At 62.7% G+C, this 19,325-nt stretch carries 17 protein-coding genes; 9 read left to right on the top strand and 8 right to left on the bottom strand.

Annotated elements, in window-relative coordinates; all coding sequences use genetic code 11:
• Window positions 1-411: 411 nt before the first annotated feature.
• The 7 genes from BVH03_RS16195 to minC form a co-directional block, all read right to left on the bottom strand.
• Window positions 412-1,245 (bottom strand): 5'-nucleotidase, lipoprotein e(P4) family, encoded by an 834-nt coding sequence (locus BVH03_RS16195; RefSeq protein WP_083640076.1) that lies wholly within the window; start codon window positions 1,243-1,245, stop codon window positions 412-414.
• 531 nt (window positions 1,246-1,776) lie between these two features.
• Window positions 1,777-4,674, bottom strand: a complete 2,898-nt coding sequence (locus BVH03_RS16190) for an autotransporter domain-containing protein (protein WP_075962124.1) — start codon at window positions 4,672-4,674, stop codon at window positions 1,777-1,779.
• Between the two features lie 797 nt (window positions 4,675-5,471).
• Window positions 5,472-7,637: a TonB-dependent siderophore receptor gene (locus tag BVH03_RS16185; protein ID WP_075962123.1), complete on the bottom strand. Its 2,166-nt coding sequence runs from the start codon at window positions 7,635-7,637 to the stop codon at window positions 5,472-5,474.
• 230 nt (window positions 7,638-7,867) lie between these two features.
• Window positions 7,868-8,503 carry an RluA family pseudouridine synthase gene (locus BVH03_RS16180; RefSeq protein ID WP_075962122.1) on the bottom strand — a complete coding sequence of 212 codons (636 nt, stop codon included), beginning with the start codon at window positions 8,501-8,503 and terminating at the stop codon, window positions 7,868-7,870.
• A 152-nt stretch (window positions 8,504-8,655) separates the two neighbouring features.
• A complete protein-coding gene (gene minE, locus BVH03_RS16175; protein ID WP_013790888.1) occupies window positions 8,656-8,910 on the bottom strand; it encodes a cell division topological specificity factor MinE in 255 nt (84 codons plus the stop codon).
• Complete coding sequence (minD, locus tag BVH03_RS16170) at window positions 8,907-9,722, bottom strand: septum site-determining protein MinD (RefSeq protein ID WP_013790889.1); 816 nt, start codon at window positions 9,720-9,722, stop codon at window positions 8,907-8,909. The genes minE and minD overlap by 4 nt, the downstream gene beginning before the upstream one ends.
• 179 nt (window positions 9,723-9,901) lie before the next feature.
• Window positions 9,902-10,633, bottom strand: coding sequence for a septum site-determining protein MinC (gene minC, locus BVH03_RS16165; protein WP_075962121.1), 732 nt, complete (start codon window positions 10,631-10,633; stop codon window positions 9,902-9,904).
• 216 nt (window positions 10,634-10,849) lie between these two features.
• On the opposite strand from minC, the gene BVH03_RS16160 reads away from it, so the two are divergent.
• Together BVH03_RS16160 and BVH03_RS16155 are read left to right on the top strand one after the other, a co-directional pair.
• Complete coding sequence (locus BVH03_RS16160) at window positions 10,850-11,356, top strand: GNAT family N-acetyltransferase (RefSeq protein WP_075962278.1); 507 nt, start codon at window positions 10,850-10,852, stop codon at window positions 11,354-11,356.
• Between the two features lie 200 nt (window positions 11,357-11,556).
• Complete coding sequence (locus BVH03_RS16155; protein WP_075962120.1) at window positions 11,557-12,225, top strand: TIGR04211 family SH3 domain-containing protein; 669 nt, start codon at window positions 11,557-11,559, stop codon at window positions 12,223-12,225.
• Between the two features lie 175 nt (window positions 12,226-12,400).
• Here BVH03_RS16155 and BVH03_RS16150 read toward each other — a convergent pair whose 3' ends face one another.
• Complete coding sequence (locus tag BVH03_RS16150) at window positions 12,401-13,264, bottom strand: LysR family transcriptional regulator (RefSeq protein WP_075962119.1); 864 nt, start codon at window positions 13,262-13,264, stop codon at window positions 12,401-12,403.
• Between the two features lie 124 nt (window positions 13,265-13,388).
• Here BVH03_RS16150 and BVH03_RS16145 point away from each other — a divergent pair, with 124 nt between their 5' ends.
• From BVH03_RS16145 to accB, 7 genes are all read left to right on the top strand, one after another.
• Window positions 13,389-13,814, top strand: a complete 426-nt coding sequence (locus BVH03_RS16145) for a VOC family protein (RefSeq protein WP_075929378.1) — start codon at window positions 13,389-13,391, stop codon at window positions 13,812-13,814.
• 192 nt (window positions 13,815-14,006) lie between these two features.
• A complete protein-coding gene (pxpB, locus tag BVH03_RS16140; RefSeq protein WP_075962118.1) occupies window positions 14,007-14,777 on the top strand; it encodes a 5-oxoprolinase subunit PxpB in 771 nt (256 codons plus the stop codon).
• The gene (locus BVH03_RS16135) at window positions 14,774-15,715 is read left to right on the top strand and encodes a biotin-dependent carboxyltransferase family protein (RefSeq protein WP_075962117.1); all 942 of its coding nucleotides are present in this window, start codon (window positions 14,774-14,776) and stop codon (window positions 15,713-15,715) included. Before pxpB ends, BVH03_RS16135 begins: the two co-directional genes overlap by 4 nt.
• Complete coding sequence (locus tag BVH03_RS16130) at window positions 15,705-16,472, top strand: LamB/YcsF family protein (protein WP_075962116.1); 768 nt, start codon at window positions 15,705-15,707, stop codon at window positions 16,470-16,472. Before BVH03_RS16135 ends, BVH03_RS16130 begins: the two co-directional genes overlap by 11 nt.
• 210 nt (window positions 16,473-16,682) lie before the next feature.
• Window positions 16,683-18,008: an MFS transporter gene (locus tag BVH03_RS16125; RefSeq protein WP_075962115.1), complete on the top strand. Its 1,326-nt coding sequence runs from the start codon at window positions 16,683-16,685 to the stop codon at window positions 18,006-18,008.
• The gene (locus tag BVH03_RS16120) at window positions 18,005-18,799 is read left to right on the top strand and encodes a D-glutamate cyclase family protein (RefSeq protein WP_075962114.1); all 795 of its coding nucleotides are present in this window, start codon (window positions 18,005-18,007) and stop codon (window positions 18,797-18,799) included. Before BVH03_RS16125 ends, BVH03_RS16120 begins: the two co-directional genes overlap by 4 nt.
• Window positions 18,800-18,816: 17 nt before the next feature.
• Window positions 18,817-19,239, top strand: coding sequence for an acetyl-CoA carboxylase biotin carboxyl carrier protein (gene accB / locus BVH03_RS16115; protein WP_075962113.1), 423 nt, complete (start codon window positions 18,817-18,819; stop codon window positions 19,237-19,239).
• The last annotated feature ends 86 nt before the right edge of the window (window positions 19,240-19,325 follow it).

Below are 19,325 nucleotides of genomic sequence, written 5' to 3'. Positions count from 1 at the left end.
TCGTACGCTGCCACTGTGTCTTGGTTTGCCAGCGCCTCTGCAAAAAGGGCTTCGGGCATGGACTTTTTCAGCACATCTGTGCTTGGGTTCTTTCTGGCCAAAACCCAACATATAGGGGTCTGGCGAGCTGGGGATACAAGATAGTGCGGTGTGGGCGTCAAGGCAAGCCCTTCGGTCTGTGGATAAATCTGTGGGTTATGGCGGGGTAAGTGGCGCAAATGCCCATGGTTGCTGGCGCTCGCCCGGGCACGGTCATTAATGCCGCAGGAAGATTTTTTTCAGGCTGCAGCAGGGATGCATCCCCGGCTCACACAAACACAACATATGGGATTATTTACTGAACTTTTTGATTGGGGTGCCATCACGCCGTGCGCGCTGGATTCAAAGCGCGCGGCCGTGACCGCTGGTCGCTCAGGGCAGGAGCAAGGCGCGCTCCTTGAGGGCGCGCTTTTCGCCGTCGGACAGTTCGTCCCGATCAGCATAGGGCGCCGTATACCAACCGCCATAGGTGGGGTTGGGCAGCAGGAACCAGCGCTGGCCAAACCAGGCCTGGTAGGGCGCTGCGGCCTGGCGCTGCGCACTCAGGCGATTGGGCGCGGCAATGAAGTCGCCGTAGCTGTCGCCGACCAGCAACAGTACCCGCGCGCGCTCGCCGACCCACTGGCGACGGCAGGTCTTGTCCGAGCCCGCTCGCTGGCAACCACCGATGGCCGTGCCGGCGGTGAGAATCTGCCCGGCCTCTTTGATGGGAAAGCCCGCCTGGCGCAGGTTGCGCAAGGTGTCGGCTTCCTGTCCCGGTTCGCGATTGGTCAGGTAATAGGCGGTGATGCCCAGTCGGTCAGCCGCCTGCATGAAGGCCACCGAGCCGGGCAGGGCGCGGGCCTCGGCCTTCTCGACCCAGCGGTACCACTCGGCGTAGTCGTAGGCACCGCCATCGACCACGGACTTGGCATTGACCGGCGTGTTGTCGAGCAGGGTTTCGTCGATATCGACGATCAGCGCCGGCGGCAGGCCGGCCAGGTCGCGCGGCGCCTGGGCGAGGGCATCCCACTGCGGGTCGGCCAGTGCCGGCTGCAGCTGGCGGGTCGCCGCGGCGTAGGTCTGCTGGTAGAGCAGCTCGTGCTCGATGGAAGTCTGCGTCCACAGCACGGCGTCGAGCTGGTCGTGAGCCTGGGGTGTTTGCTGGCAGCCGCTCAGCATGGCGCCGAACAAGGCAACGGCCAAGGTGGTGGCTGTACGATGCATGGGAGTAATGCTCAGGTTGGCCGACGATGATTGGAGGACAGGGGCGTGCAGTCTAGCAATTGTGGCAGCGGACATGGGCGAGGTTTACACAACTAAGCGTCCCCGCCTGGCGCCACAATCTGGCGTTGAAACCCCGTCGATCAGGAATCATTCGTGCAGGCAGTCAGGCCGTGCAGGGCTCATTCGCGAGTAGCTGGACCATCACCCCGACAAGCGGCATCGCGCGTGACACTGAAGGTCGCCAAACGACGATGGTGCTGAGAAGGATTGCCTGAATAGCGGCGGAAGACGCCGACGAGGTCGCTGGAGAACATCGACTGGGCTCGCCGATGTATTGCTCGGGCTGGCCAATCGGGTCTTCGCAGATGGCTAAGGCGTTCGTGCGCCGATACAGCCATCGACGGCGCACAAGATGTGCATCTGAGCAGATCGCTCAGCTGGCAGTGGGTATCCTGGCCCATGAGCCAGGGCTACGGCCCTGGCTCATGGGGTTGGTGTTGGACATCGATTGGGATGGTAAAGGGCTTGGGTTTAAAAGTCGTAGCCGACCCGCAGCGAGCCGCCACTGCTGGACACGCGTTCGCCGTCGCTTCCGTGCAGATCGAAGCCGACACTCACAGGACCACGTCGGGCGCTGACACCTAGGCTCGCACTGAACAGGTTGCGATTTTGATTGGCTGAGACTTGCTGTAGGCGAATGTCTTGCAAGCTCGCGTTCGACGTGACCGAGTTGGAGTCCAAGGAACGGCTGTAGCCCAGGCTGAGCTGAGGCTCCAGCAGCCACTGATCCGCCTGCAGGGCGCGACTGACGCGCAGTTGCAACTGCGCTGACGAATCCGTGAAGCGCTTGCTGTTGACATCGAGTGCCAACTCGCTATTTTTCTCGCGAGTGCGCTTGGCATCGACGGTTGTCGAGATAACCCCTGCGCTCGGCTCGATGCTCCATTCATTGTGCTGCCACCGGTAACCGGTTTTAACGCCAGCGTGGTAGATGTACCCGTCGCTATCACCTTTGGCCGTGGTAAAACCAGGTAAGCGCCGTTTGGTGGTGTTATCGAAATAGCCCGCGCCGAGGGTCGCGCCGACATAGGCGCCTTGCTCCAGGCTATCGAACGCATGCACAAGACCGAAGGTGAGCTGGGTAACGTCCAGCTCGGCTTTGCCGGACGCGCTGTTGACCCGCCCCTTGCTGTGCGCGATCGCCGCGCCCGTGCTGGTGCGCTCACCAAATGCCTGGGTAACGCCCAAGACCATGCCGTTGGTGTGTTCACGACTGCGGGCAGCACTGGAACTGCTCGAGTTGGTCTGACTGTCATGCAAGCCGTGCAACCAGACACGCGTTGCTTGACCGCTTGAGTCACTCGATACCTGTTGGTGCATGAGGTCGTTCAGCCGGGTTGGCTGCCTGCTTAGGTAGGACAGGCTATCGGCATAGACTTGACCGCCGACACGCTGCTCCAGGCCATCGAGCTGACCCCGTATTTGTGCAGCCTGTAGCCAGTCGTTGTAAGGGCCGGCTTTCCAGGCGATGGGCTTGTCACGCAGGGCGTTCAATACGCGAGCGTTGCGTGCCGCGTTGCCACGCAGCTCCGCTTGGCCAGGCAGCGCAGTGGCGGCGGCTGACAGGAGGATGCTCTCAGGCCGGAAGTACAGATCGTAGCGCAGTCCTTGCTCGGCGAGCCCCTGAGGCTGTTGTAGGCCGCTAAAGCCTGCTTCGTAGCGGGCGCCATTGGCGGTCTCGAGTAACATCTGGTCGGTCACGCCTGGCAGATCGCTATGAGGCTCGAGTTGAACCTGGCCCCCCAGAGTTGCCACGGCGGCCTCGCCGTCCATGCGTATCGCCGATGCCACGCCCGGCGCTGCCCGTGTGATGCTGGAGGGGGAAAGCGCTAGAGATTGGGTGAAGGTCAGTGACCCGCCCGGCTCATAGGCGGCCAGCGCGCCGTCGATCCGGGTTGGCGCTGTGATTGTACCGCTGCCGCCCAATTCGCCAGCTTGGTCGACGTTCAGCGCCGGCCCTGCCAGGGCGCCGTCCACGCTCAGGCGCCCGCCACGCACCTCGCTGGTTGCGGAAAACTGGTTATCCGCGTTGAGTACCAACTCGCCCGCCTCTACGCTAATTGCCTCCAGGCGGTTGTTGCCCAAGAGCTGCAGCGAGCCGCTGCCCGCTTTGCTCAGCACGCCACCGCCGGTGATGTCGTTGCTCCAAGTGTCTGATGCGTGCCAGCCACCCAGTGCGGCATCCATGACCACCCGTTGATCGCCGAACAATAGTGCCGGCCCATGCACAGCATCGGCGAGATTGAGCAGGCCCCAGCCAAACTCCTCGTCGACGCCAGGCTCACCGAGGTCAGTGGCCGTGCTTAGCATCGTCATACGAATTTGCGGCATGCTCATATAAGGGAAGCGTTCTGCCAATAGCGCGACGCTAGCGCTCACCAAGGGCGCAGCGAAAGAGGTGCCGGAGTCTGGCCTGATGCCATAGAACAAGCTGTCGTCTTCATTGCGCTGAACGATCGCTATGTGCATATCGCCGGGAGCAGCCAGGCACCAATACTTGGAGACACCGCAGGCATTGGAATACTCCGTCAGTTCATAATCGGAGCCGATGGCCACTACACTCAGAAAACCACTTTCCAATTCGGGCATTAAGCGTGGCAGCGCTGCCAATGGGCCAGGCTGTGCACGACTTTCATTGCCGGCCGCAAAGACGAACAGCCGATCCTCGTGCACGCCCTCAGCCAAGGCATCCAAGTAAGGATGTGGGACGCTTGGATCTATCGAGGCGAACATGGCATCCACCGAGGCAGCGTCATCGCCAATAGGGTCCTCGTTGTAGCTATTATTGATAATGCGCGCATTGGGAGCGTTTTGTCTGAGCAGTTTTACTGCCTCTGCAAGATCCGGCTCAGACTCAGGCTCGAGAAGGCCGATACTCGCATCAATCTCCTCGCCGCTCTCGAGCATGTCGGTGCTCACATCTTCTTCCTCATCATCCTCGCCATCGGTCAGGCCAACCTGGAACAGCCTTACGCCTGGTGCCGCGCCGCCCTGGTATACGCTGCCGTCTGCAAGCTCCAGTTGACGGCCAACGATGATTGAGCTGACCGACGTTCCGTGATCCGTAACTTCATCATCGTCGGTGGCGTTTGGTTCGGTTGGCGGTAAAAAAAGTTGCACTACATCCTGTCCTTGAAGTGCCGGGTGCTCAGGGTAGAGAACGGAATCGATGACCCCGACCTCTACGCCTTTGCCGGTAAGGCCCAAAGCACGAGCAGCGGGTACACCAATGAAGTCATGCTCCCAGCCGCTAGGCCGCTCCAGGTCGTCACTGTAACTATATGGAGCAAATGCGAGGGAAATGCTTGCCGGAAGCAGCGCGCGCTTCCAGTAACGCTTGAAAAAGCCATCGTGTGGTTGGCATGCCATTGCGGTATTCTCCTGAATAATAAAAGTTATGCACGTAGCCGAGCGCCGCACTTAAACTGAAGAGCGCTTATATTGGATATGCCTAGTTTATAAATCGCATGATTGCACGCTCTGTTGCTAAGTGCAGAGCGAGTAGTGCGTAACTCATTCAGTGAGTGCGGATCTATGCGCGAATCTATTTGCGTCCGTCCGGTCGATCGTATGCAGAGCACATGACTTGCGGAGAGATGGCTGTTTTTTATCAAGCCATTGTGTAACTTTCAATGTAGGTAGGTGCTTAATAAGCATTTCGTTCAGCCAGGGTTCAATTTGGTGTGACTGATCAGGACTCAATGTGATAGTTGGAATATGGCAGCGAGTGGTTATTCGCTTTGGCAACTATGGATAGCTTACATTTTATGATGTTTGGGAGACATTCAAAGGGCAGCAAATATTCATCGAATTGGGATATAAGAAAATCTTTGGCCTATCAAGTCATGGGTTGTTTCCGCACTTCGGGAGGCACAGTGAAGGCCGTTCTAATGTGGGTGTATCACTCTTGTGCATTGGTTCGGTGGTGGCAGGCCATCCATGAGCTCACGGGAGAATTGCCTGTCGCGAGATTTCTGCCAGCCTGCGAGAGCGCTCATTGGTGTAGCCAAGCCGCCGCTGACTCACCTATTTTTGCCCGGCCTGACATTCGCTCGCAGGCTTTCGTATGGAGAGGTGCTGCAGCGAGCCGCAATTAGCCAAGTGCCTTTATTGGACTGGCAAGCGCACCTGCGCACGAATCGATTCCAGCTAGCTGCGCGGGCGAATCAGAAGTTCACCGTGGCAGACAGCCGCGCCGTACGCGGGTCACCTGGGAACAGGTAGCCGTCGCCCTGGTAGGCACCGGTATCACGCCAATAGCGTTTGTCGAACAGGTTGTCGACGCCCAGGCGCAGCACCGTCTCATAGCCTTCGATACGCGTGGTGTAGCGGCTACCCAGGTTGAACACGGTGTAGTCGCCGACCTTCACCGTGCCGCTCGGGTCGGCGTATTTGCTGGCGCTGTATTGCAGGCCGCCGAGCAGCGACAGGCCCTGGATGCCAGGGATACTGTAATCCGCGGCCAGGCTGGCGCGTACCTTGGGCACGTTGACCGCCTCATGGCCTTCAAAGGTTTCGGTGCCGCTGTCGATGGCCCGGGCGCGGATCACCGCGGTGCTGGCCGACACCTGCAGGTTGCGGCTGGCCTGACCGCTGGCGGAAAGCTCGAGGCCGATATTGCGCTGTTTGCCTTGCTGCACGTAGGTCGGCAGATCGTCATCGACATTGGGGCGGCTGTACTGCAGCGCCTGGTCGATGCGAAACAGTGCGGCGCCCAGGCTCAGGCCACGCCAGTCGCGCTTGAGGCCGGCTTCCAGTTGCCGTGATGTAGTGGGGGCTAGCGTCTCGTTAACCCCATCACGCGCATTGCTGGTGAACCACGGTGCCTCGCCACCCAGTGACAGGCCCTTGCTGTAGCTCAGGTACAGGGTGGTGTCAGCCTGTGGCTTGTAAATAAGCGCGGCGTTGGGCAGGAACTCACTGCGCCTGGTGCGGCGATCGCTGACGCCGCTGCTGGTGAAGGCTTCCTCGATCAGGCGCACCTGGCGCCCGCCCAGCAGCACCTGCCAGTGTTCGTCGAAGCTGATGCGGTCGCTGAAAAACAGGCCGTACTGCCGGCTGTCCAGGCGACGGTGACTGGGGTTGAGCGGTACGTCGGTGGGAGAGAACTCGACGTTGTCCTGATAGATGTTGCCGGTACCGATCCATTCGTTGACCGACTTGCGGCGCGCCACGGTGCGCCGCAATGCACTGCTGCCCACCGTCAGCTCATGGCCGATGTTGCCGGTGGCAAAGGCACCGGACAGCGTTGCCTGCAGCTCATCGTGCTGGCGCGTGTCATCAGGGCTACGGTAGTCGGATATGTCGTAATCGCCCTGCGGGCTGAAATGCGCGTACCAGGTATCACACCCTGATCTGGGACTGCAGCCATAAGGGAAACTGCTGTAGTCGTCAATTACAACCTTGCTGTGGGAAGCATCCAAAGCTGCCTTCCAGTTGTCATCGAGGCGGTACTCGAAACGCCCGCCGAGGTTCAGCGAATCGATGCCCACCGGCTTTGACCAGCTCTGATGGCCCAGGCGTTTATCGGGATCGACCCCGCCTGGCACCTGGGTGCCGCCGAGCAGTTGATAACCCGCCACGGACGGCTGTTCGCGGCTCTGGTACTCGGCATCCAGCTGCAGGGAGGCGTCTGGCGAAATTTTCCAGTCCAACGCCAGGGAAATGAAGTCGCGCTTGCCGTCGGCATGTTCAACGAACGAGCGGATGTCCTCGTGGGCCAGGTTCAGGCGCACGCCAACCTGCTGCTCGGCGCCGAACCAGTGGCCAAGGTCGGCGGCGAGGTAACGCTCACCGTCCTGGTTGCTGGCCACGCTGAGCGAGCGTACGTTCTCCGTGCGCTTGGTCACGTAGTTGATCAGCCCGCCCGGCTCGGTCACACCGCTCTGCAGGCCGGACAGCCCCTTGAGCAGTTCGACCTGCTGCTTGTTTTCCAGCGCCACGTTCTGCTCGCCCACCACGCTGCGGCCATTGACTCGGTAGCTGTTGGCAGCATTGAGGGAAAAGCCGCGCACCACGAAGTTCTCGTAGTAGCCAATGGGCGCGTAGGCCTCGCCCACCGAGGCATCGTTCTTCAGCACGTCGCTGAGCAGGCGCGCCTGCTGGTCGTCGATCAGTTGGCGATTGATCACCGCCACCGAAGCGGGCGTGTCGAGCAACTCGGCTTGAGCGAAGCCGCCCACTGCAGCGCTGCGCGCCCGGTAACCGTCGTCAGCCTGCTCCTCGATGGTGGTGGCATCGAGCAGCATGGCCGACTCGGCGGCCCAACAGAAGGTCGGGCTCAGCGCCAGGGCGAGCAGGCTCGGAGCAAAACGCGGGCAAGACAGGGCCATGCAAATTCCTTGATTGCAGAGGTGGGCGGTTGGCTATCCGGCGCGCGTACGATTTGTCGGCTGCACTGCAGTCATCGCTTGGCGGGGCGACATTGTCGCTTATCGGGGCGGCGGTTGCCATGGCGGATCTGGCAATTCGCCAGTCGTAGCCTGGTGTTGAGCGAAGCGATACCCAGGAGCAACCCCGGGTTTCGCTGCGCTCTACCCAGGCTACGGAACGATTCAGCCGTTCAGAACGGCGCCGGGCACTCGAAGCGTAGGCGTTCGCCGCTTTGCGGGTGGGTGAGGGTGAGCATGCTGGCGTGCAGACACAGGCGCGGGTAGGCGGCCAGGGCCCGTTCGTGGGCGTAGAGGCCATCGCCGAGCAACGGATGGCCGATGGACAGCATGTGCACGCGCAGTTGGTGGGAGCGGCCGGTGATCGGCGTCAGCTCGACGCGGGCATGCTCAGGGTGGCGTTCGAGCACGCGCCAGAAGGTCAGGGCGTGCTTGCCGTGTTCGTGGCAGACGACGTGGCGCGGTTTGGTCGGCGGGTCGTAGCGCAGGGGCAGGTCGATGCTGCCGCTGTCGCCCTCGGGCGAGCCCCAGCACAGGGCCGTGTAAGCCTTTTCGGTTTCCCGGTCGTGAAACTGGCGCGACAGCTCGCGGTGGCTGTCGGCGTCACGTGCCAGCACTATCAGCCCCGAGGTTTCCCAGTCCAGGCGATGCACGATGCGCGCCTCGGGGTAGCCGTTTTCCTGCAGGCGCGTGACCAGGCAATCCTTGTTGTCGTCGGCGCGGCCGGGCACCGAGAGCAGCAGGGTAGGCTTGTTGATCACCAGCAGGGCGGCATCCTGGTGGACGATTTCGATTTGGCTGAGCGGCATGGGCGTGTACAGATTCTGTAGGAGCGGATTTATCCGCGATGCGCTTAGCCTGTAGGAGCTCGCGGATAAATCCGCTCCCACAGGCAGGCTGGTGACAGCAAAATGGCGGCCACCAGGGCCGCCATCGCGTTCAGGCTTCGTTGCCGGTTCGTCTAACGATCCGGCAGGGTGATGTTCAGCTCCAGGATCGAGCAGCTACCCTGGTTTTCCAGGGCGACCTGCACCTGGTCCGAGTCGATGGCCACGTACTTGCGGATCACCTCGACCAGCTCCTGCTGCAGGGCAGGCAGGTAGTCGGGCTGGGTGCGCTGGCCACGTTCGTGGGCAACGATGATCTGCAGGCGCTCTTTGGCGATGGAGGCTGTGGTTTCCTTCTTGCGCGAGCGCAAGAAGTCGAAAATATTCATTCGCGACCTCCGAATAGGCGTTGCAGGAAGCCCTGCTTCTTAACATCGAGGAAGCGGTGCGCCACTTCCTTGCCGAGCAGGCGATCCACGGCGTCGCTGTAAGCCTGGCCGGCGTCGCTCTGGTCATCGAGGATAACCGGCACGCCCTGGTTGGAAGCCTTGAGCACCGCCTGGGACTCGGGGATCACGCCGAGCAGGCGAATGGCGAGGATTTCCTCGACGTCTTCCACGCCGAGCATTTCGCCCTTGGTGACGCGCTCGGGGTTGTAGCGGGTCAGCAGCAGGTGTTCCTTGATCGGCTCGCCGCCCTGTTCGGCGCGGCGCGACTTGCTGGCCAGCAGGCCCAGCATGCGGTCCGAGTCACGTACCGAGGAAACTTCCGGGTTGGTGACCACGATGGCTTCGTCGGCGAAGTACATGGCCAGGTGAGCGCCTTTCTCGATACCGGCCGGCGAGTCGCAGACCACGTATTCGAAGTTCTGCGACAGCTCGGCGATGACCTTTTCGACGCCTTCCTGGGTCAGGGCGTCCTTGTCACGGGTCTGGCTGGCGGCCAGCACGTAGAGGTTCTCGAGACGCTTGTCCTTGATCAGGGCCTGGGTGAGGGTGGCTTCGCCGTTGACGACGTTGACGAAGTCGTACACCACGCGGCGTTCGCAGCCCATGATCAGGTCGAGGTTACGCAGGCCGACGTCGAAGTCGACGATGACGGTCTTGTGGCCGCGCAAGGCGAGGCCGGTACCGATGGCAGCGCTGGTGGTGGTTTTACCGACGCCACCTTTGCCGGAAGTGACTACGAGGATCTTGGCCAAGGTGATTCACCCTAAAAATGAATAAAAGCAGGAACCTGCCGCGATTGGCGGTCTGTCGAAAGAATCGCTCGGCTGCGGCGTGCGCGGTGCTCGCCAGGGTGGCCGATGATTGTTTTGACAGCCCGCCCAGAGGCGTTCGAGGGCCCTGTGTGACAGTTAAAAGTGCCGGGCAGTATCCGTTAAAGACGGGTGATGTTCAACACGTCGCCGATCAGGCTGACTTGCACGGCGCGACCCCAGTTCGGGTCGCGGCGCAGATCTTCGGCAACCTTGTACTGGCCAGCAATGGAGAGCAGTTCGGCACCCATCTGCTGGCAGAAGATTCGTGCTTGCCGGTTGCCCTTGACGCCGGCCAGTGCCCGACCACGCATTGGGGCGTAGACATGGATGTTACCGTCGGCGAGAAGTTCCGCGCCGGCACTCACCGGGGCCAGCACCACCAGGTCGCAGCCCTGGGCGTAGATCTGCTGGCCGCCGCGCACCGGGGTGGTGATGACGCGGGTCGGCTTGACCTCGGGCTCCATCGGCTTGGGCGGCTCGACCGGTTTGGGCGCCGGGTCGATGACCCGCTCGCGGGCGCCGGACGGTGGCAGCACCGGCAGGTCCAGGGCATTGGCTGCGGCGATGTCCTCCTCGCGGCTGGCGCGCACGGCCAGGGTGCGCAGGCCGTGCTGGCGGCACAGGGCCATGAGCTCGCCCAGATCGAGATCACCTTCCTCGCGCGGCAGTTTGTCGAGGGCCAGGACCAGCGGCGTGTTGCTGAAGAAGTTGGGCGCCTGGGCGACCTTTTCGGCAAGTTGCGCATCGAGGCGGGCCAGGTCGTTGTGCGCCAGCTCCATCACGGTGATGGCCAGCATGCTGCCTTTGAGCTGGAACACGGGGTCTTGGTCGAGGAGATCAGCTTGGCTCATGGTCTGCCTGATGGGCCTTGGAAAATTAGCGGGACTTATAACGAGAACGGCGGCGGGGCTCAAGGATAAATGTCGCGTCGATTTCCTTCGCCAGGTTTGCACTGACAAGCTGATGGCCGATTGGTGCCCGATGGGCCTTGCGACTTGGCTGGCTTTTACCTGCGCGTTATGTTGCGCATCTTTAAAGCAAGCGACCGAGTGCGCATCGACCTCATGATGGAGACTGCTTCCGTACAGATTGCCCAGGCCACGACAGCGGATATAGACGAAGCGATCGGCTTCGTGATGGCGGCCCGCGCCGAGGTCTTCCCGATGCTGGACAGCCGCGTGCTGCCGGCTGACCTGCAGCGGTTCGCGCAAATATACGTGCAGGGCGAGGTGGGCGCATTCTGGTTGGCGCGCTGTGCGGGCGAGGTCGTCGCGGCCGTTGGCTATCTGCCGTACGACCATCGTTTCGCCCAGCTCGACTATCGGGGTGTGCGCACGGTGGAGATCGTGCGCCTGTTCGTGGCGCCGGCCTTCAGGCGCTCCGGCCTGGCCGCAAGGTTGTGCAGTCGGTTGCGCGAGCACGCCATCGGTCAGGGCGTGGAGGTGCTCTATCTGCACACCCATCCCTTTCTGCCGGGCGCCATTCGTTTCTGGGAAAGGCAGGGCTTTACGGTCACCGACGTGGAGCGCGATCCGGTGTGGCAGACCACGCATATGCAATGCCGGCTGGGGTAGGGGCTGTCGCCGTTCGCCGGTGCGCCACCAATCTGCCGGGTGCTGAGGAACCCGACCGATCTGCTGCGGTCTTTCAGCAGTCGGCCAAACCGGCGAAAGGCATGGCGTTGCGCCACTTTCGCGCCGGTTACAACAATTCGCCTGGCCGACGTTCGCGCGCTACGTCGCATTGTGTTCCACGCCGAGTGAAGATGGTTTTTATGTCCCTAGCCCGCCCTTTTTCTGCCTCCTTTTCCCTGTCGCCGCTTCGCGCACTGGGGACTTGCATTCTATCCGGCCTGCTGCTGGCCGCCGCGCCGGCCCACGCCCAACAGGCCAGCGACAACGTGCGTTGGGTCAGTGACAGCCTCAACACCTACGTGCGCAGTGGCCCCACCGAGGGCTATCGCATCGTCGGCACCCTGAGCTCCGGCACCCGCGTGCAACTGCTGCGCACTCAGGGCGACTACAGTCAGGTGCGCGGCGAGAACGGCGACGCGGTGTGGATCCCCAACCGCGACCTGCAGGAAGTACCCGGCCAGGCCGAGCGGCTGCCGGCGCTGGAGCAGAAGGTCACCGAGCTGAGCACCGAGCTCAAGGGCATCAACGAGACCTGGGAAACCCGCGTGCAAGGCATGCAGGAGACCCTCGACTCGCGCAAGACCCTAATCGACGAACTTGAAGCCAGCCGCAGCGCCCTGGACATCGAGCTCAACCAGGCCCGCTCGGAGCTGCGCGAAGCCCAGGCTCAACTGGGCGACGAGCAGAAGCAGGTGCTGATGCGCTACATGGTCTACGGCGGCAGCATCGCCGGCGCCGGCCTGCTGGCGGGGTTGATCCTGCCGACCATGTTCCGCCTGCGTCGCAAGCGCAACGATCAGTGGATCTGAGGCTGTCGGTGGCGGTCGTGTGGTTCAGGTGAGGTCGGTAGAAGGCAGAAGCGGACATTGATGCAGTACCTGTGGGAACGGGCCATGCCCGCGAAATCACGGGCATGGCCCGTTCCCACAAGTGGCTGTCGGCCGTCCGTTTTCGCCACGTTGCCGGCCCTCCTTGCTCGTGCATTCAAACCTGCGCCATCACGCATGCGCGGAACAGTTTCTGGGCCGGTGATTGGCGTGAGCCGTAGCGGGAAATCAGCACCAGGTCGCGATGGAACACCTTGTCGCCAAGGTCGATGATCTGCACCTGGGGCTTGTTTTCGACCCATAGGCCGGCCTCTGGGATCAGCGCGATGCCCAGGCCGCTCTCGACCATCTTGGCGATGGCGTCCAGCTCGTCCAGTTCCAGCACCTGGCGGGGCTGGATGCGTTGCCTGCGCATGAACTGGGTGACCTGGCGGCCGCCGAAGGAACTGCGGTCATAGCGTATGAACGGATGCTCGGTCAGCATCTTCAAGGGCTCGTTGGCGTCCATGTCGATGGGCGCTACCAGCACGAAAGGTTCGCTGCGCACCAGCTCGAGCTCCAGCTCCTTGGGCAGCTGGAAAGGCGGGCGGATGATGATCGCCAGGTCGATTTCGCCGCTGTCCACCTGATTGAGCAGGTCCAGCGAGACGCCGGGCACCAGCTTGGTCTCGATGCCCGGTGCCTGTTCGCGAAGCTTCAGCAGCATCGCCGGCATCAGGCAGGATTGAACGGTCCCGATGGCGCCGATGCGCAATTCCCCCCGGTAATCCTCGAGCCGCTCGGGGGTGCTCATCAAGCTGAATTGCTCGAGGATCTTTTCCGCCAGCGGGACCGCTCGTGCGCCGGCCTGGTTGAGGGTGGCGGTGCGCCCGGTACGGTCGAACAGCGCCTGGCCAACGCTATCTTCGAGGTTTCTGATCTGCGCACTGACCGCCGACTGGGTCAGGCCGATCTGCTTGCCGGCAGCGGCGAAGGTGCCGCAGCGAACGACGGTCAGAAAGGTTTTCAGTTCGCGAAGCATGGCGCTCGTTCTGCGGTCGATTGATCGAAATTATTTGAGCTCGAATCAAAAGATATCCGCTTTTCTGCGCGGGCGGCAAGTTGCACCATGGGCGACAGAAAAACACCGCACAGGATGACTTACCGTGAGCCTTTCGCCTTTCCACCTCGCTATTCCCGTCTACGACCTGGCCGCTGCGCGCGCTTTCTATGGTGATGTATTCGGCCTGCCCGAAGGCCGCTCGTCCGACCATTGGGTCGACTTCGATTTCTACGGCCACCAACTGGTGATCCACGAGCACCCGAAAACGGCGTCCCAGGAATCCGCGCACACCAACGCCGTCGATGGGCACAACGTGCCGGTGCCGCACTTCGGCATCATCCTGCACTGGGAAGAGTGGGAAGCCCTGGCCGACCGCCTGCGCGCCCGTGAAACCCAGTTCGTGATCGAGCCCTACGTACGCTTCAAGGGCCAGGTCGGCGAGCAGGCCACCATGTTCCTCTTCGACCCGTGCGGCAACGCGCTGGAGTTCAAGGCGTTCAAGGACATGAGCCAGCTGTTCGCCAAGTGATGCGCTAACGCAGACCGCCAGCACAGAGTGGCGGCTCGACAAAAATGCTTTGCGGCATCTCTCTTCCGTGGGCCTGGCTTGATGAGAATAACAATCGATAATGATCGATTTTATTTGTCAATCCGCTGGCCCGTGGCGGGTGGTGTATCCGTCGAGCGCTTCATTTCATCTGCCAAAGACGATGAAGACGCCATGGGCCAGCCAGCAACCGTTGATTCCTCCGTTATCCATCAGGCACTGCATGCCTGGCAGATCGTTCCTTGCGGCGATGCCTGCCTGATCATCCAGTTCGCCGCACAGTTCAGCCTTGCGGCCAACCGCCATGCCGCTGCCGTTGCTCGGCAGATCGAGGCGCAGCGCAGCCGGGGTTCGCTCGTCGGCATCACCGACGTCGTGCCGGGCATGGTTTCCATCGGCCTGCATTATCGCGCCGAGCGCGTTCACTGCCTGGCGGCAGAGTTGCCGTATCGCAGCCTGACTCGCCAGCTGGAAGCACTGCTCGGCAGCCTGGAACTCCGGGGCGGGGAGGCCACCTCGATGGAGATTACCCTGCCGGTGTGCTACGGCGGCGAGCATGGCCCCGACCTCGATGAGGTGGCCCGCGCCTGCGGCCTGACACCCAGTGAAGTGATCGAGCTGCACACCCGTACGCCCATGGATGTGCTGATGCTCGGCTTCGCGCCCGGCCATGCTTACATCGGCGAGTTCGATGCGCGCCTGGCCATACCGCGCCGCAGCACGCCACGTACCTTGGTGGCCAAAGGCAGCATCGGCGTGGCGAACCGCCAGAGCGTCATCTATCCCACGGATTTGCCAGGGGGCTGGAACCTGATCGGCCGTACGCCGCTCAACGTATTCGACCTTGCAAACGCGTCACCCTGCTTGCTGCAGGCCGGTGACCGGGTGCGTTTCGTCGCAATCGACGCTGAGCAGTTCCAGGCTCTGACCGAGGTGCGCCCATGACGCTTCGTGTACTCAAGCCTGGTCTGGCCTGTACCTTTCAAGACCTGGGCCGCAGCGGTTTTCAGCATCTTGGCGTGCCGGCCAATGGCGTGATGGACGAGAACGCCCATCGCCTGGCCAACCTGCTGGTGGGCAACGGGGCCGAGCAGGCCACTCTGGAAATCACCTTGCAGGGCCCGGAGCTGGTCTTTCAGGCCGGTACCGTGATTGCACTGGCCGGGGCCGATCTGGGTGCGACGCTGGATGGCCAGCCCCTCGAGCCGCTACGAGCCGTGCGTGTGCGCTCGGGTGCAGTCTTGGCTTTCGGTAAGCGGGTCCATGGTGCTCGTGCCTATCTGGCGGTGCGCGACGGCTATCGGCTGCCGACTACGCTGGGCAGCACCAGCACCTACGGCCGCGGCGCCTATGGTGGGCTTGCCGGCCGGGCGTTGCGCCGTGACGATGTGATTGGCATCGCTTCCGGCTTCGCTAATCCGCCGCGGGTACTGCTGCCTCGTGAATCGGCCCTGCTGGGCTACGAGGATGGGCCGATCCGCGTTGTCGCCGGTCGCCAGTGGGCGCTCTTTCAGCCCGCTGCCCAGGCGCGCTTTTTGTCCAGCGCCTATCGCATCGAGAACGATTCGGAGCGCATGGGCTATCGCCTCGAGGGCGAACCCATCGAGCTGATCGAGCCGGCCAACCTGCTGTCGGAGGCGGTCGTTTTCGGCACCGTTCAGGTACCGCCCAATGGCCAGCCGATCGTGTTGATGGCCGATCGGCAGACCACCGGCGGCTACCCGAAAATCGCCAGTGTGATCAGTGTCGATCTGCCGCGCCTGGCACAGAAGCTGCCTGGTGAGGAAATTCGCTTCGAGCAGGTCAGCCTGGATCGGGCCCAACAACTGAGCCTGGCGCGCAGCGCGTTGTTCGCCGAGCTGGAGGCCGGCCATGCAGATTGATTTCAACAGCGACCTGGGCGAGAGCTTCGGCCTTTACTCGGCCGGTAGCGACGCCGACGTGCTGCCTTACATCACCTCGGCGAACATCGCCTGTGGTTTCCATGCCGGCGATGCGCCGACCATGCGCGCCACCGTGGCCCGCGCCAAGGCGCTTGGCGTCGCCGTAGGTGCTCATCCCGGCCTGCCGGATCTGCAGGGGTTCGGTCGCCGGGAAATGCAGCTGTCGATGGACGAAGCCTATGCATTCGTCGTCTATCAGGTCGGTGCGCTGAAGGGCTTCACTGCCGCTGCCGGCGTCGAGCTTCGGCATGTCAAACCCCATGGCGCGCTCTACAACATGGCGGCCCGTGACCGCGAGCTGGCCACGGGGGTCTGCCAGGCGATCAGGGATGTCGACGCGGCACTGATTCTCTTCGGCCTGGCCAACAGCGAACTGACCCGCGCCGGTGAGGCGCTGGGCCTGCGGGTCGTCCACGAAGTATTCGCCGACCGTTCCTACCAGGCGGACGGCTCCCTGACTGCCCGGGGCACGCTCGGCGCGATGATCGAAGATCCCGAAGTCGCTACCGCGCAGATATTGACGATGCTCCACGAGGGCAGAGTGCGCAGCCAGCAGGGCACCTGGGTGTCCGTGCGTGCGGACAGCGTCTGTATCCACGGTGATCAGCCCGGCGCGCCGCAATTCGCCCGGGCGATTCGTCAGGCACTGGAGGAACAGGGCGTGCTGCTGCAGGCGCCCGGCACGAACAAGCCATGACGCGGCCCGGATAACAACAGCAACGCCGTGTCAGTCACACCCCACGCCCACTGGAGACGGGCCGCGACACCCTTATCACTGCCGGGATTCACCAAGCCAATAAAAAGCAAGAGGGCCGTGACTGCAGCCGCCGCGCTGCGTTACGGACGACAAGAAACAGCCAGCCTGACTGGCCAACACTGCCTCCATAAATCGACATAAAGGTGAGATATGTCTCGCGTGCTCAGTCCTGATTATTCGGGAGCGGCTTCGGCCGCCCCGCAAAAAGCTTCCTCGGTCGCCAAACGTGCCGCTACCGCTTCGGCAACGGGCACCGCGGTCGAGTATTACGAGTTCGGTGTGTACGGTTACATGGCCGTGATCATCGGCCCGCTGTTCTTCCCCGGCGACAACCCGACCGCTTCGCTGCTCGCCGCATTGGCGGTGTTCGGCAGCTCGTTTCTGATCCGGCCGCTGGGCGGGGTGTTGCTCGGCCGGCTCGGCGACAGGATCGGCCGGCGCAAGGTGCTACTCACCACGGTGATCGGCATGGGCGTGGCGACGGCAGCGATCGGCTTGCTGCCCACCGCGGCTCAGGTGGGCATCCTTGCGCCGACTCTGCTGGTGCTGATGCGTCTGACCCAGGGCTTCTTCGCGGGTGCCGAAGTAATCGGCGCGGCGGCCTTCGTCGCCGAGTCCTCGCCGACCGGTCGGCGCGGCTTTTTCGGTGCCTTCACCCCGGTCGGCGTGGCGCTGGGGGGCGGCCTGGCGGCAATCGTCTGCGCCACCACCACTGGCCTGCTCAGCGATGAGCAACTGCGTGAGTGGGGCTGGCGCATACCGTTTCTGCTGGCCATTCCATTGGTGCTGATCTCCTGCAAGATGCGCCACAATGTCGAGGAAACCCCGGAGTTCAAGGCCTTTCTCGAGAAGGAGCAGCCGCCCAAGGCACCGATCAGAGAAGTGCTGAGCACGCAACTGGGCCCCGTAGGGCGGGTGATTCTGCTGACCTTCGGGCAGAACGCCGGTTACTGGATCGGCCTGGTATTCATGAACGTCTACCTGACCACCTACCTGGGCTTCGACAAGTCCAAGGTATTCTGGGTGATCGCCTGCATCAGCCTGTGCATGGCGGCGATGATGCCATTCTGGGGTGGGCTTTCCGATCGCCTGGGCCGTCGCAAGGTGTTGACCATCGGCTTTGTCGGCTACATCACCCTGGTCATCCCGATGATGCTGCTGATGGATAGCGGCTCACTATGGATCGCGGCACTGGCCATGTTTATCGCTACGCTGCCGATGCCGATCATCCAGTCGGTGGGCTACCCGACCTACGCCGAGCAGTTCCCGACCCGGGTGCGCTACACGGCGATGGCGATCAGCTTCAACATCGGCGCGATTCTCGGCGGTGGCCTCACGCCGTATGTGGTGACCTGGATCATCGCCAAGACCGATTTCCTGCTGACCCCTGGCATCTTCATGGCCGCTGCGGCGTTCTGTGCGCTGCTGGCATTGCTGACCCTGCGCGAAACCGCCCACACGGAGCTGTCGCGATGAACCTGGACGCCACCGCTGTGCCGGACACGCCCCATCAATTGCGCGAGATGATCGCCCGAGGCGAATGGGTGCGTCCCACCTCGGGCGTGCTCGACGACCACCAGCAGGCCAACCTGGCGGTAGTGCCGCGTGCCCATGCCTACGACTTTCTGTTGTTCTGCACGCGCAATCCGAAGAGCTGCCCATTGATCGCCGTTACCGAGCCGGGTAGCCCGTTCGTCGACGGCCGCAATGGGCCCATCGACCTGCGCAGCATGCTGCCGCGCTATCGGGTATGGAAGGAGGGCGTGCTGGTCGACGAACCCACCGACCTGAGTGACTATTGGCAGGACGACGCCGTGGGCTTTCTGCTCGGTTGCAGCCATACCTTCGACGCACCGCTGCGCCGCGCCGGCATCCCGGTTTCCGGCGCGGCGCCGGCGGTTTACCGCACGATGCTGCCGTGTCGCGAGGCCGGCGGCCTGTCCGGGCCGCTGGTGGTCAGTATGCGCCCGGTCCCGGCTAGCAAGGTGGCGCTGGCCGTGGAAGTGACAGCGCGCTACCCGACCGGCCACGGCGCGCCGGTGCACGTCGGTGACCCGGCCAGGTTGGGCATCGCCGACCTCAGCACGCCGGACTTCGGCGTGCTGCCGCCGATGGACGAAGACAGCGTGCCGGTGTTCTGGGCCTGCGGTGTGACGCCCCAACTGGTGCTGCCTGCCCTGGGCGCACCCTATGTATTTTCCCACTATCCCGGGCACATGCTGGTGCTCGACTGGCGCGTCGACGAAATGGCCGCGCGGCTGAACTGAAACCGAGAGGAATCGAGTTGGACATTCAACGCATCGAAAAACTGGCCGAACTGGTCGAGCGCACCGGTCTGGACGAACTCGAAGTTCGCGAAGGCGACTTCCATCTGCGCCTGTCGAACAAGGGCCAGTCGCGGGTCGCTGGCAAAGCGCAACGCTCGGCCGAGCAGGTGCCGGCTGACTCCCGCGCCAACAAGGCAAGCAGCGCGGGGCATGACATCTGCGCGCCGATGGTCGGCATCTTCTATCGCAGCGAGTCGCCAGAGGCGCCGTCACTGGTCGAGGTCGGGCAGGCGGTCAGCAAGGGCGACCTGCTGTGTATCATCGAGGCGATGAAGATGATGAATCACGTCGAGGCCGAGGTGAGCGGCACCATCGCGTCCATCCTGGTCGAGAACGGCCAGCCGGTGGAATACGATCAACCGCTGTTCACCATCGTCTGATGCACGGGGAACCCGTAATGCAGAAGCTGGAAAAAGTTCTGATCGCCAACCGCGGCGAGATCGCCCTGCGCATCCTGCGTGCCTGC

Origin of the sequence: Pseudomonas sp. PA15(2017) (genome assembly GCF_001945395.1) — a bacterium.
Lineage (GTDB): Bacteria > Pseudomonadota > Gammaproteobacteria > Pseudomonadales > Pseudomonadaceae > Aquipseudomonas.
The sequence above is the reverse complement of the archived record's forward strand: the minus strand, read 5'-3'. Positions and strand labels throughout refer to the sequence as shown.

What these genes read in the sequence shown, in the direction of transcription:
- BVH03_RS16195 (WP_083640076.1), bottom strand. Translation starts at nt 1,245, where the DNA reads ATGCATCGTACAGCCACCACCTTGGCCGTTGCCTTGTTCGGCGCCATG.
- BVH03_RS16190 (WP_075962124.1), bottom strand. Translation starts at nt 4,674, where the DNA reads ATGGCATGCCAACCACACGATGGCTTTTTCAAGCGTTACTGGAAGCGC.
- BVH03_RS16185 (WP_075962123.1), bottom strand. Translation starts at nt 7,637, where the DNA reads ATGGCCCTGTCTTGCCCGCGTTTTGCTCCGAGCCTGCTCGCCCTGGCG.
- BVH03_RS16180 (WP_075962122.1), bottom strand. Translation starts at nt 8,503, where the DNA reads ATGCCGCTCAGCCAAATCGAAATCGTCCACCAGGATGCCGCCCTGCTG.
- minE (WP_013790888.1), bottom strand. Translation starts at nt 8,910, where the DNA reads ATGAATATTTTCGACTTCTTGCGCTCGCGCAAGAAGGAAACCACAGCC.
- minC (WP_075962121.1), bottom strand. Translation starts at nt 10,633, where the DNA reads ATGAGCCAAGCTGATCTCCTCGACCAAGACCCCGTGTTCCAGCTCAAA.
- BVH03_RS16160 (WP_075962278.1), top strand. Translation starts at nt 10,850, where the DNA reads ATGGAGACTGCTTCCGTACAGATTGCCCAGGCCACGACAGCGGATATA.
- BVH03_RS16155 (WP_075962120.1), top strand. Translation starts at nt 11,557, where the DNA reads ATGTCCCTAGCCCGCCCTTTTTCTGCCTCCTTTTCCCTGTCGCCGCTT.
- BVH03_RS16150 (WP_075962119.1), bottom strand. Translation starts at nt 13,264, where the DNA reads ATGCTTCGCGAACTGAAAACCTTTCTGACCGTCGTTCGCTGCGGCACC.
- pxpB (WP_075962118.1), top strand. Translation starts at nt 14,007, where the DNA reads ATGGGCCAGCCAGCAACCGTTGATTCCTCCGTTATCCATCAGGCACTG.
- BVH03_RS16135 (WP_075962117.1), top strand. Translation starts at nt 14,774, where the DNA reads ATGACGCTTCGTGTACTCAAGCCTGGTCTGGCCTGTACCTTTCAAGAC.
- BVH03_RS16130 (WP_075962116.1), top strand. Translation starts at nt 15,705, where the DNA reads ATGCAGATTGATTTCAACAGCGACCTGGGCGAGAGCTTCGGCCTTTAC.
- BVH03_RS16125 (WP_075962115.1), top strand. Translation starts at nt 16,683, where the DNA reads ATGTCTCGCGTGCTCAGTCCTGATTATTCGGGAGCGGCTTCGGCCGCC.
- BVH03_RS16120 (WP_075962114.1), top strand. Translation starts at nt 18,005, where the DNA reads ATGAACCTGGACGCCACCGCTGTGCCGGACACGCCCCATCAATTGCGC.